General features: G+C 71.3%; 9 protein-coding genes. 2 read left to right on the forward strand and 7 right to left on the reverse strand.

From position 1 onward, the window contains the following. Positions 1–51: 51 nt before the first annotated feature. Positions 52–1,758, reverse strand: a complete 1,707-nt coding sequence (locus tag O5O46_RS03450) for a glycerol-3-phosphate dehydrogenase/oxidase (protein ID WP_269853685.1) — start codon at positions 1,756–1,758, stop codon at positions 52–54. A gap of 223 nt (positions 1,759–1,981) precedes the next feature. Here O5O46_RS03450 and O5O46_RS03455 point away from each other — a divergent pair, with 223 nt between their 5' ends. After that, on the forward strand, positions 1,982–3,241 hold the full coding sequence (locus O5O46_RS03455; RefSeq protein WP_269853686.1) for a nucleotide sugar dehydrogenase: 1,260 nt from the start codon (positions 1,982–1,984) through the stop codon (positions 3,239–3,241). 73 nt (positions 3,242–3,314) lie between these two features. On the opposite strand, the gene O5O46_RS03460 is transcribed toward O5O46_RS03455, so the two are convergent. Further along, a complete protein-coding gene (locus O5O46_RS03460; RefSeq protein WP_269853687.1) occupies positions 3,315–5,429 on the reverse strand; it encodes a DUF6049 family protein in 2,115 nt (704 codons plus the stop codon). Between the two features lie 149 nt (positions 5,430–5,578). Next, positions 5,579–6,817 carry a rod shape-determining protein gene (locus O5O46_RS03465; protein ID WP_269853688.1) on the reverse strand — a complete coding sequence of 413 codons (1,239 nt, stop codon included), beginning with the start codon at positions 6,815–6,817 and terminating at the stop codon, positions 5,579–5,581. Positions 6,818–6,969: 152 nt separating this feature from the next. Between O5O46_RS03465 and O5O46_RS03470 the strand changes: the two genes are divergently transcribed. Continuing rightward, positions 6,970–7,611 (forward strand): hypothetical protein, encoded by a 642-nt coding sequence (locus tag O5O46_RS03470; RefSeq protein ID WP_269853689.1) that lies wholly within the window; start codon positions 6,970–6,972, stop codon positions 7,609–7,611. 70 nt (positions 7,612–7,681) lie between these two features. Here O5O46_RS03470 and O5O46_RS03475 read toward each other — a convergent pair whose 3' ends face one another. The 4 genes from O5O46_RS03475 to O5O46_RS03490 form a co-directional block, all read right to left on the reverse strand. Beyond that, positions 7,682–8,806, reverse strand: coding sequence for a GuaB3 family IMP dehydrogenase-related protein (locus O5O46_RS03475; protein WP_269853690.1), 1,125 nt, complete (start codon positions 8,804–8,806; stop codon positions 7,682–7,684). A gap of 102 nt (positions 8,807–8,908) precedes the next feature. Continuing rightward, the gene (guaB, locus tag O5O46_RS03480; RefSeq protein ID WP_269853691.1) at positions 8,909–10,423 is read right to left on the reverse strand and encodes an IMP dehydrogenase; all 1,515 of its coding nucleotides are present in this window, start codon (positions 10,421–10,423) and stop codon (positions 8,909–8,911) included. A 178-nt stretch (positions 10,424–10,601) separates the two neighbouring features. Next, positions 10,602–11,210 (reverse strand): sigma-70 family RNA polymerase sigma factor, encoded by a 609-nt coding sequence (locus tag O5O46_RS03485; RefSeq protein WP_443072383.1) that lies wholly within the window; start codon positions 11,208–11,210, stop codon positions 10,602–10,604. 744 nt (positions 11,211–11,954) lie between these two features. Next, entirely contained in the window at positions 11,955–12,566 is a 612-nt protein-coding gene (locus O5O46_RS03490; protein WP_003948568.1) for a response regulator transcription factor, read from the reverse strand. Positions 12,567–12,700: the final 134 nt, after the last annotated feature.

Genomic DNA, 12,700 nt, shown 5'->3' on the forward strand with positions numbered 1-12,700 from the left:
ACCCCTCTCACTCCCCGTCACGCCTGAGATCCCGGTGGCCGCACGGTTTTTCTAGAGGGGCACGATATCTGGCGCACCCAAGCGAGCAGCGTCCGCGGTCAGATCGTCGGGTTGGCGTTGCGATTCACGTTCTGCCTCGACCCGCTTCTCGTAGTGCGTCACCTCCTTCTCCAGGTGTTCCTGGTCCCAACCCAGCACCGGTGCCACGAGTTCGGCCACCTCACGGGCACTCAGGGTCCCGCGGTCGAAGGTCTCGATGGAGATCCTCGTACGGCGGGTGAGCACGTCGTCGAGATGCCGCGCGCCCTCGTGCGAGGCGGCGTACACCACCTCGGCCCGCAGGTAGTCGTCGGCCGCGGCAAGTGGCTCACCCAGCGTTGGGTCCGCGGCGATCAGATCCAACAGCTCGGTAATCAACGATCCATAACGATTCAATAGATGCTCGATCCTGGCCACATGCAGCCCCGCCTCGGCGGCGATCCGCGCCCGCGCGTTCCACAACGCGTGGTAGCCGTCCGCCCCGGCCAGCGGCACCTCGTCGGTGCAGCACTGCGCGACCCTGCGGTCCAGTCCGTGCACCGCCGCGTCCACCGCGTCCTTGGCCATCACCCGGTACGTCGTGTACTTGCCGCCCGCCACAACGACCAGGCCCGGTACGGGATGAGCCACGATGTGCTCGCGCGACAGCTGGCTGGTCGCCTCCGACTCCCCGGCCAGCAGCGGGCGCAGTCCGGCGTACACCCCCTGCACGTCGTCACGGCTGAGCGGCACCGCGAGCACCGAGTTGACGTGCTCCAGCAGGTAGTCGATGTCGGCGCTGGACGCGGCCGGATGCGCCTTGTCCAGGTCCCAGTCGGTGTCGGTGGTGCCGACGATCCAGTGCCGCCCCCACGGGATCACGAACAGCACGCTCTTCTCGGTACGCAGGATCAACCCTGTCGTCGAATGGATCCGGTCCCTGGGTACGACCAGGTGGATGCCCTTGGACGCCCTGACATGGAACTGCCCCCTCTCCCCCACGAGTGCCTGCGTCTCGTCCGTCCACACCCCGGTCGCGTTGACGACCTGACGGGCCAGCACCTCGTACTCCCCGCCCTGCTCGACATCCTGCACCCTGGCACCGACAACGCGTTCCCCCTCGCGGAGGAACCCCACCACCCGGGCCCGGTTGGCGGCCAACGCGCCGTAGGAGGCGGCGGTGCGCACCAGGGTGGCCACGTAACGGGCGTCGTCCATCTGGGCGTCGTAGTACTGCAGCGCGCCGACCAGCGCGTCCTTGCGCAGGCACGGCGCGACCCGCAGCGCCTTGCGCCGCGTCAGATGCCGGTGGCCGGGCAGGCCGCGACTGTGCCCGGAGGACAGGCCCATGATGTCGTACAGCGCGACCCCGCTTCCGGCGTAGAGCCGCTCCCAGCCAGGGTGCGTCAACGGGTAGAGGAACGGCACCGGTTTGACCAGGTGCGGCGCCAGCCGCTGGGTGAGCAGCCCGCGTTCCTTGAGCGCCTCGCGGACCAGTGCGAAGTCCAGCATCTCCAGGTAGCGCAGCCCGCCGTGGATCAGCTTGCTGGACCGGCTGGACGTGCCCGACGCCCAGTCACGCGCCTCCACCACCCCGGTGAGCAGGCCGCGGGTCGCCGCGTCCAGCGCGGTCCCGGCGCCCACCACGCCGCCGCCGACGACCAGCACGTCGAGTTCCTGCTCGGCCATCCGGGCCAACGCCTCGCCACGCTGCTGCGGCCCCAGTAGTGCGGTCTTCACTGTGCCTCCCGTTGCGGACGCCCACGCTCCCCGTGGTTTCGATGGTGACCGGCATCAGAGGCGTCGGCCAGTCCGAAAGCGCCTCGCGATGGTCGATACGGGCCATGGATCGCGCCACACTCCGCCACGCACAGCGTTCAATACTAAATTTCAGTCATATGTCCGCTTAACCTTAAATGCGCCATTCGGCACAACCAGACCTCCGGGAGAGGACTGAACCACCGTGCCCGCAGACCTCGCCGTCCTCGGCCTCCATCACTTCGGCCTTCCGCTCGCCCAGGCCGCGGCGGCCAGCGGCCTCGGCGTCATCGGCTATGACACCGACCGCGCCGTCGTCGACGGACTGAACGCCGGGCGCTCCCCGGTCGACGGGCTGAACGCCGCGGCGGTGCGCCGGATGCTCGCCGCCGGATTCCGCGCCACGGACGACCCCGCGGCGCTCGGCCGGGCCCGTACCGCGGTCATCTGCGCGCCGACACCGCTGGGCGAGGACCGCGCGCTCGACCTGTCGGCGGTCACCGAGGCCGCCCGCACCCTCGCCGCCCAGTTGCGACCCCACACCACCGTGATCCTGGAATCGACCGTCTACCCGGGCACCACCGAGGAGTTCCTGCGCGGCGTCCTCGAAGACGGCTCCGGGCTGCGCGCCGGACGCGACTTCCATCTGGCCTACTCCCCCAACCGGCTGGACCCGGGCAACCGTGTGCACGGCATCGCCAACACGCCCAAGGTCATCGGCGGGCTGACGTCCGCCTGTACGGAGGCCGCCGCCGCCTTCTACGGACGGCTCACCGAACGCGTGGTGCGCACCCGCGGACTGCGCGAGGCCGAGGCGGTCAAGCTGCTGGAGACCAACTACCGGCAGGTCAACATCGCGCTCGTCAACGAGATGGCGGTCTTCTGCCATGACGCGGGGATCGACCTGTGGGACGTGATCCGCTGCGCGGAGACCAAGCCGTTCGGCTTCCAGGCGTTCCGGCCGGGCCCCGGCGTCGGCGGCCACGGCGTGGCGCTCGACCCCAACTACCTCGCGTACAAGGGCCGGACGCTGGGATACCCGCTGCGCATGGTGGAACTCGCGCAGGAGGTCAACGGGCGCATGCCGCGCTATGTCGTACAGCGCTGCGCCACCCTGCTCAACGAGCACGGCAAGTCGGTGCGCGGCGCCAGGGTGCTTCTGCTCGGCGTCACCTACAAGGCCGACCTGGCCGACCAGGAGGGCGCCCCCGCGCGGGAGGTCGGCTCCCGGTTGATCGAGCTGGGGGCGGCACTGAGCTACCACGATCCCTATGTGCCGGAGTGGCGCGTGATGGACCGTCCGGTGCCACGCGCCGACTCGCTGTGGGAGGCCGCCGCGGAGGCCGACCTCACCGTGCTGCTCCAGCACCACCGCACCTACGACCTGCAAGGGCTGGCGGTCAAGGCGCAGTTGCTGCTCGACACCCGGGGCGCGACTCCGGCGTGCGCCGCAGCCCGACTGTGAACGTTTTCGGTCAGTTCCGGCGCCGGGCGAACCCGATCGGTCGGCTCCAGAGCCAGCGGGCGAACGTGTTTGGTCAGTCCCGGCCCCTGCGGCGCGCCTGGCGCATCTTGTAGGCGCCCGCGAGCAGTGCCAGCAGCACCCCGCCCGCGATGATCGCCACCGCGCCCACCGAGAACTTGCGGACGGTCACCCGGAAGGTGAGCGGATCGCCCCACGGCCTCCCGTTGGCCTTGGTGTAGAGCCGGGCGGTGACCTGAACAGGTCCGTTGGTGTGGGCCTCGACCTTGATCTGCTCGGTGTGGTTGGCGGCGGCGGGCGCGGTGATGGGGATCAACGGGGTGGTGACCGTCAACCGGCTCGGCATCGAGGAGGTGACCCGCAACTCCAGCCCGGCCAGACCCTGTTGGAGCCCGTTGACAAGGGTGACGGGTACCGATGCGGAGCCGCCCGCCACGGTGAGCGCGCCGACCTTGGGCAACAGGCGCACCGAGGTGATGGAATTGTCGACGTACGCCTCCACGCCCTCGGAGTACGACTCCGCGCCCTGGGTGTTGGTCCGCCAGCCGGTGGAGACCGCGCGCAGCATCGCCCGGTGCACCGCGTTCGTCGTACGGTCCGGATCGGACAGCACCCGGGACAGCGTGTCCAGGTCCGGCTGGATGCTGTCCACCGCCTTGATGTCCTGGGTGGACAGCTCGGTGTCCCGCAGCTCCTGTGGGTAGCCGCCCACCGTCGCGACCGTCGCGGGCGGCGGCTTGTCGGCCACCTGTTCAGGCGCGACGAGGTGGATCCAGCCCCCGTCGCTCGCCGACCGCAACGCGTCGGCCAGCACCTGCGCCGCCTGCCCGGTCAGCTGCCGGGGCGGCACCACCACCAGCCCACTCTGGGTGTCGGGCGAGTGGCGCTGTGCGTCCAGCAGGTCGCCCAGCAGCTCCTGACGGGCCGCCACGGGGTCGCCCTCGCCGGTCAGGTCGCGCTCCAGCACCGCGTCCGACGCCGGGTCACCCACCAAGGCGGTGGCCGCGCCGCCCAGCGACACCCGGGGCTGCGAGGTGCCGGTGGACAGCCCGACACCGGAGGAGACCACGGTGTTCAGGGCGAGCTTTCCGGTGAGCGAGACGATCGACCGGTCCACCGCGCCGCCATAGGGCCACGCCATCTCGGTGTGCGGCGGGCCGCCCAGCGTGCCCGCCACGATCTGGCCGCCGAGCCCCACCGCGGGCCCGAGTTGGGCGGCCAGGGCGTCACGGCTGGAGCCGTTGTGGGCGATGGATGCCAGGTCGGGATCGGCGTACGGCAGGGCGGCCACCATGCGTCCCCTGACCGCGCTCTTGACCGCGGTCAGCCAGGCGGTCGCCATCTTGTCGCCGGTGCCCCTGCGGCTGTCCTGCGGGTTGCCGCTGTCCGGGGTCTTGGCGACCTGGTAGCCGCTCGCCATGGAGTGAGCCTCGTCCAGCAGTCCCGGGTCGGCCACCCAGGTGACCGGCAGCCCGGCGCCCGCGGCGGCCACCTGGCGCAGTCTGCCGCCCGGCGCGAACTCGTCCGCCAGCGCGTCGTCCCGGAAGACCGGTTTGGCGTTCTCCCCGGTGCCGAGCGAAACCGCCTCCATGTGCGGCGTGTCGGTGAGCGGCCAGAGCGCCGCGACGTTGAGTGGCGGCCCCCCGGTGTTGGGCGGGTACCACGGCAGATGGGTGCGCAGCAGTCCCAGTACCGTGCCGTCCTCGCCCACGAACGCGAGGCCGATCCGGTAGTCCCGGGGGGCGGACAGGCCGAGCGCGGACACCGGCACGTCGAAGGTGAACGGCAGGCTCTGACCGGGCACCAGCGGCGCGACGTCCACGGTGTGCCCGGCGACCTCACCCTCCTGGTCGACCCGCACCCCCAGGTGGGCGCCGGTGATCTGCCGGGTCGTGTTGTTGACCAGCCGTCCGGTGACGGCGACCGTCGAGTCGGGCTTGGGCACGGCGGGCGTCAGCGTGTCCATGATGACGTCGACGGGATACGTGGCGCCGGTGTCGTCCTGGCCGCTGCGGGGTGCGCGGGGAGTGAGGACCGGGGCGTCCGCGCCGTCCGCCGGGCCGGGGGCGCCCAGCGCGAGCATCGCCAGCGGCCCCACCGCCAGCCCGCTGAGCAGGGCGGCGAGGCCCACGAGCAGTACGGCGCGCAGCGCACGGCCGCGCGCCCCCACCGCACTCCCCTGATTGCTGGCAGGGGGAACCCCAGCGCCGTACGCCACCTGGCCACGTACCCCCGTCCGTGTTCGCCGTCGTCTGCTCCACTCAACGCGCGACGGACCACTCGCGTCACTTGCCGCGGGCACCCGCCCCGACGACGCCGTCAGACCCTCGCCACGGCGTGCGTGTACGAGGGCGGCGAGGCGTCCAGCACCCGCTTCAACGACGCGAAGTCCTCAACGCACTTGCCGGTGCCGATCGCCACGCAGTCCAGCGGTTTTTCGGCGGTGATCACCGGCATCTGCAGTTCGGTGCGCAGCCGCTCGTCCAGACCGCGCAGCAGCGCGCCACCGCCGGTGAGCACGATGCCGCGATCCATGATGTCGCCCGCCAGCTCCGGCGGGCACAGGTCGAGGGTGTGGCGCACCGCGTCCATGATCGAGTCCACCGGTTCGCTGATCGCGTGCCGCACCTGGTCGGCGTCGAGGTCCAGGTTCTTCGGCAGCCCGCTGACCTGGTCCCGGCCGCGCACCCGGCAGCGCTCCGCGCTGGGCAGCGTCTGGGTGACCTCCACATCGCCCGCCGGCACGTCGTCGCCCTCGTTCCCCTCGGCGCCCAGCGGGGGGCGTCCGTCGAAGCGCTGGGTCAGTTCCCGGCCCAGCTCCCGGTCCAGTTCCCGGTCGAGTTCCGGGTCCAGCTCCTCGGCAAGGCGGTGCGCCCGCTCCGACCAGGAGCCCGCGGGGGCGGCCGAGCCGATGGCCATCTTGACCTCTTCGGCGGTGCGCTCACCGATGATCAGCGAGTGCTCGCGCCGTACGTACGACATGATCGCGGCGTCGATCGCGTCGCCCGCGATGCGCACCGAGCGGGCCGCCACGATGCCGCCCAGCGAGACCACCGCGACCTCGGTGGTGCCGCCGCCGATGTCCACCACCATGGAGCCTATGGGGTCGCTCACCGGCAGGCCCGCGCCTATGGCCGCCGCCATCGGCTCATCGACCAGATGCACCTGGCGGGCGCCCGCGTTGGTCGCGGCCTCGATGACCGCGCGCCGCTCGACACCGGTGATCCCCGACGGCACGCAGATCACCACCCTGGGGCGTGCGTAACGCCGATTGCCCGTCACCTTGCGGATGAAGTGGGCGAGCATCCGCTCGGCCATCTCGAAGTCGGCTATCACGCCGTCGCGCAGCGGACGGACCGCCACAATGTGCGTCGGTGTTCGGCCGATGGTGGACTTCGCCTCGGTGCCCACGCTGACCACCTCGCCACTGACGGCGTTGACGGCCACCACTGACGGCTCGTTGAGCACGACTCCCTGCCCTCGGACGTACACCAACGTGTTGGCGGTGCCGAGGTCGATACCCATGTCACGACTGGAGAACGTCTTCTTTTGCGCCATAAACACTAATTATTGCCATAGTCGTATTTATCTGCCCCTTGAGCGGCAGTCGGCCCGGCTCCTTACCTCGCCCTTACAGCCAAGCTGTTGAGCCCCTGTCAGAGGCCACTGCTAGCCTCTGGCCGAAGATCTCATTCACGGGGGACAACACCATGAGCCAGCCCTGGCCGCAGCCATCCGGCAACAACCCGTACGCCCAACCGGGTTACGGACAGCAGCCGCAGCCCCAGCCCGGCTACGGATTTCCGCCGGGGCAGCCGCATGCCGCGGCCCCCGGTGGCTATCCGCCGCCCCAGGCACCAGCCCCCGGTGGCTACCCGCCGCCCGCCGGTAATCCCTACGCGGCGCGGCCGGTGCCGCCGGTGGCCGCCATACCGCGGCGCCCGGACACCGTCGGCGCCGGCGTGCTGGCGGGTCTCGGCACGGCGGTGGTCGCCGCGCTGCTGTACGCCGCCATCATCCGGTTCACCAACCACGAGATCGGCTACGTGGCGCTCGTCGTCGGGCTGCTGATCGGCGCCGCGATGGGCAAGGCGGGCGGGCGCAACGCCGCGCTGCCGGTACTCGGCATCGTCTTCTCACTGCTCGCGGTCTGGCTCGGCCAACTCATCGGCATCGCCTGGCTCGCAACCCACCTGGACCCGGGCCTGTCGTTCGTCCACCTGTTCTTCGGCCAGTTCGGTGCGCTGCTCAAGGCGTGGCAGAACGGCCTGGACGCCAAGGACTTCCTGTTCTTCGGCATAGCGGGCCTTGAGGGTTGGGCCGTCACCCGGCGGGTGGGCCGCAACCGCTGAGCCCGGGGGCGCAGACGCAAAAGGGGCGGCCCCGGACTCGCAAGTCCGGGGCCGCCCCTTCTACGCGGTGTCAGCGGTGCGCGACGGCGGGCGCCACGGTGACCTCGACCCGCTGGAACTCCTTGAGCTCCGAGTAGCCGGTGGTCGCCATCGCGCGGCGCAGCGCGCCGAAGAAGTTCATCGAACCGTCCGGGGCGTGCGAGGGGCCGAGCAGGATCTCCTCGGTGGTCCCGGCCGCACCGAGGTTCATCCGCTTGCCGCGCGGCAGTTCCTCGTGCACCGCCTCCATGCCCCAGTGGAAGCCACGGCCCGGAGCGTCGGTGGCGCGCGCCAGCGGCGAGCCCATCATGACCGCGTCCGCACCGCAGGCGAACGCCTTCGGCAGGTCACCGCTGGCCCCGAAGCCGCCGTCCGCGATGACGTGCACGTACCGGCCGCCGGACTCGTCCATGTAGTCCCGGCGGGCCGCCGCCACATCGGCGACCGCGGTCGCCATCGGCACCTGGATGCCCAGCACGTTGCGCGTGGTGTGCGCCGCACCGCCGCCGAAACCGACCAGCACACCCGCGGCACCGGTACGCATCAGGTGCAGCGCGGCGGTGTACGTGGCGCAGCCGCCGACGATCACCGGCACATCCAACTCGTAGATGAACTGCTTGAGGTTCAGCGGCTCGTGCGAGCTCGAAACGTGCTCGGCCGACACCGTGGTGCCGCGGATCACGAACAGGTCAACGCCCGCGTCCACCACGGCCTTGGAGAACTGCGCGGTGCGCTGCGGCGAGAGCGCGGCGGCGGTGACCACGCCCGCGTCGCGCACCTCCTTGATGCGCTGGCCGATCAGGTCCTCGCGGATCGGGGCAGCGTAGATCTCCTGCAACCGCCGGGTCGCCGAGGTGTCGTCCAACTCGGCGATCTCGGCCAGCAGCGGCTCCGGGTCCTCGTACCGCGTCCACAGGCCCTCGAGGTTGAGCACGCCGAGGCCACCGAGGTTGCCGATGCGGATCGCGGTCTCCGGGGAGACCACCGAGTCCATCGGCGCGGCGAGGAACGGCAGCTCAAAGCGGTAGGCGTCGATCTGCCAGGCGATCGAGACCTCCTTGGGGTCCCGGGTGCGCCGACTCGGGACGACGGCGATGTCGTCGAATGCGTAGGCCCTGCGGCCGCGCTTGCCCCGCCCGATCTCGATCTCAGTCACTGTTCGCCTTTCTTCGTGGCCTGCTCGTCCAGTATCCCCGAGACGGCAGGCGTGAGCCCGCGGCCCTTGCGGGACGCGGGCTCGCCGCCGGTCGGACGGGTGTCAGCGCGCGTGGTAGTTCGGCGCCTCGGTGGTCATCTGGATGTCGTGCGGGTGGCTTTCCTTCAGGCCCGCCGCCGTGATGCGCACGAAGCGGCCCTTCTCCTTCAGCTCCGGCACGGTCGCCGCGCCCACGTACCCCATGGACGAGCGCAGGCCGCCGATCAGCTGGTGCGCCACGGCCGCCAGCGGGCCGCGGTAGGGCACCTGGCCCTCGATGCCCTCGGGCACCAGCTTGTCCTCGGAGAGCACGTTGTCCTGGAAGTAGCGGTCCTTGGAGTACGACTTGGCCTGGCCGCGACCCTGCATCGCACCGAGCGAGCCCATGCCGCGGTAGGACTTGAACTGCTTGCCGTTGATGAACAGCAGCTCGCCGGGCGACTCCTCGCACCCGGCCAGCAGGCTGCCCAGCATCACGGTGTCGGCACCGGCCGCGATGGCCTTGGCGATGTCACCGGAGTACTGCAGGCCACCGTCGCCGATCAGCGGAACGCCCGCCGGACCCGCGGCCAGCGACGCCTCGTAGATCGCGGTCACCTGCGGCGCGCCGACACCGGCGACCACGCGGGTGGTGCAGATGGAACCCGGGCCGACGCCGACCTTGATGCCGTCGGCGCCCGCGTCGATCAGCGCCTGGGCGCCGTCCCGGGTGGCGACGTTGCCCGCCACCACCTCGGTGCGCAGGTTGGCCTTCACCTTGGCGACCATGTCGAGGATGCCGCGGCTGTGGCCGTGCGCGCTGTCGATGACCAGGAAGTCGACACCGGCCACCACCAGCGCCTCGGCACGGACGAACGCCTCGTCGCCGACGCCCACCGCGGCGCCGACCAGCAGTCTGCCGTCGGCGTCCTTGGCGGCGTTCGGGTACTGCTCGGCCTTGACGAAGTCCTTGACCGTGATCAGGCCCTTGAGGCGGCCCTGGTCGTCCACCAGTGGCAGCTTCTCGATCTTGTGGCGGCGCAGCAGGTCCATGGCGTCCGTACCGGAGATGCCGACCTTGCCGGTGACCAGCGGCATCGGGGTCATGACCTCGCGCACCTGGCGGCTGCGGTCGGACTCGAAGGCCATGTCGCGGTTGGTGACGATGCCCAGCAGCTTGCCCGCCGCGTCGGTGACCGGCACACCGCTGATCCGGAACTTGGCGCACAGCGCGTCGGCCTCGGCGAGCGTGGCGTCCGGGCGCACCGTGATCGGGTCGGTGACCATGCCGGACTCGGAGCGCTTGACCAGGTCGACCTGGTTGACCTGGTCCTCGATCGACAGGTTCCGGTGCAGTACGCCGACGCCGCCCTGACGCGCCATCGCGATGGCCATCCGGGCCTCGGTCACCTTGTCCATCGCCGCGGACAGCAGCGGGATGTTGACCCTGATGTTCCGGGTGATCCGGGAAGCGGTGCTGACCTGGTTCGGAACCACGTCCGACGCGCCCGGCAGCAGCAGCACGTCGTCGTAGGTGAGCCCGAGGTAGCCGAATTTCTCGGCGATCTTCTCGGCCACTCCGTCGGCGTTCGCAGTCATGACACCTTCCCCAATGCTCTTGCCCGGCGTGGCATCCCATGCTACTGGGGTTCGCGACCATTCCCGTCCGGCTGCTTTCGGCCTGATCCGGCGGCCCGTCCCTCCGCTGTGTGCTGTCCCCCGAACGTGATGTTCCGGGGCCCTGATGTGCCCGGTCCGCCGTGCGTCCGGAACGCCGCTATGCCGTGAGTCCTCTGGCGCCGTCGGCCCGCATCGCCTCCGCCTGCTCGGCGAGCGCCCGCAGCCTGCTCAGTGCTCGGTGCTGGGCGACCCGTACCGCGCCCGGCGACATGCCCAGCATCTGCCCGGTCTCCTCCGCAGTCAGCCCGACGGCGACCCGCAGCAGCACGAGTTCGCGCTGGGTCGCGGGCAGATTCGCCAGCAGCGCCTTCGCCCACTCGGCGTCGCTGCTGAGCAGCGCGCGCTCCTCCGGGCCGAGCGAGTCGTCGGGGGTCTCCGGCAGGTCCTCTGACGGGACCGCGGTCGAGCCCGGACCGCGCATGGCCGACCGCTGGAGGTCGGCGACCTTGTGCGAGGCGATGGCGAAGACGAACGCCTCGAAGGGGCGGCCCTGGTCGCGATAGCGCGGCAGCGCGCACAGCACGGCCAGGCAGACCTCCTGCGCGAGGTCGTCCACGAAGTGCCGGGCGTCACCGGGCAGCCGGGACAGCCGGGTGCGGCAGTAGCGCAGCGCCAGCGGATGGACGTGCGCCAGCAGGTCGTGCGTGGCCTGTTCGTCGCCTTCGGCGGCACGCCGTACCAGGGCACCGATGCTTCCCGCGGCCATCCGGGACCCCCTCTGCTCGTCGGCCGCCTTGTCGCGCATCGGTCCATGGTGCCCTGCCGCCGCCGCGTTCGGGGCACCGCGTCCTGGGTCGTGCGCCGGAGCGTCCTCCACCGGGGCGCCCGAATCGGCCGGTGGGACGGTCGAGTTGTGCGCCGCGGCGCCGCCCTCGCCGGGCGGCGGAACGTGAGGCGGAACACCCTGGGCGCGCGGGGCGTCATCGCCGCCCGGCGGCGTCTGGTGCGCGGGCGCGTCGACGTCCTGGGGTGATGCGCCCGCTGCCGTGATGTCGCGCACCCCGTTTCCCTCCCGCGCGCCCTTGCCCTGTAGTGCCGACGACTCAAGTGCCGTGCCCGCCGTGTGGAGCGCCGAATCCTGGCCGCTCCGCTCACCTCTGGCCTCCGGCAAGGGTGCCACCATCACCGCGACCCCTGGCGGAACCGACGCACACTGCCCCGCCCATCCGTCGCCCACCACCACTGCCGGAGGCGCTCCGCGCAGCCCCGCTCGCCGGTCCCCGAGGAAGTCCATACCCCAAGGATGCGTCCTCGCGCGGGCATCCGGAACTTCATGCCGCGGTCCATACCGTGACCGGTCGCCGATGCCGCGCCCGGACCGGGCCCTCCGCGGGGTGGTCCGGATGGGCGCGGCCCGGTGCGGGACGGTCGGCCGGGGTGCGCGGCGGCTCGGCGGAGGGTCGGGTTCCGGCGGGGTGGTCGCCCCCGTTGGCGGCGCACGGCGCGGGCCTCAGCGCACCAGGCCCCAGCGGAATCCGAGTGCCACCGCGTGCGCCCGGTCGGACGCTCCCAGCTTCTTGAACAGGCGCCGCGCGTGCGTCTTGACCGTGTCCTCGGACAGGAACAGCTCGCGGCCGATCTCCGCGTTGGAGCGGCCGTGGCTCATGCCCTCCAGCACCTGGATCTCCCGCGCGGTCAGCGTGGGCGCGGCGCCCATCTCAGCCGAGCGCAGTCTGCGCGGCGCCAGCCGCCATGTCGGGTCGGCCAGCGCCTGCGTGACGGTGGCCCGCAACTCGGCACGCGAGGCGTCCTTGTGCAGATAACCGCGGGCACCCGCGGCGACCGCGAGCGCCACTCCGTCGAGGTCCTCCGCGACGGTCAGCATGATGATGCGCGCGCCGGGGTCCGCGGACAGCAGCCGACGCACGGTTTCGACACCACCGAGGCCGGGCATCCGGACATCCATAAGGATGAGGTCGGAACGGTCGGCGCCCCAGCGGCGGAGGACTTCCTCGCCGTTGGCCGCCGTCGTCACGCGCTCGACGCCGGGCACGGTCGCGACCGCACGGCGAAGCGCTTCTCGGGCGAGCGGGGAGTCGTCGCAGACGAGGACGGATGTCATGACCGCCCTCCGTAGCTGATCCGCGTCACGTTGAGCCTCCAGGCTGGTACGAATCGTCACCGGTGGGCTGACGGCGTCGGGCACTTGCCCGATTGCCTCGCCGTCCAACCACCTCCGCACTCTCAACGACGCTC

This window comes from Streptomyces sp. RPT161, from assembly GCF_027533845.1.
Lineage (GTDB): Bacteria > Actinomycetota > Actinomycetes > Streptomycetales > Streptomycetaceae > Streptantibioticus_A > Streptantibioticus_A silvisoli_A.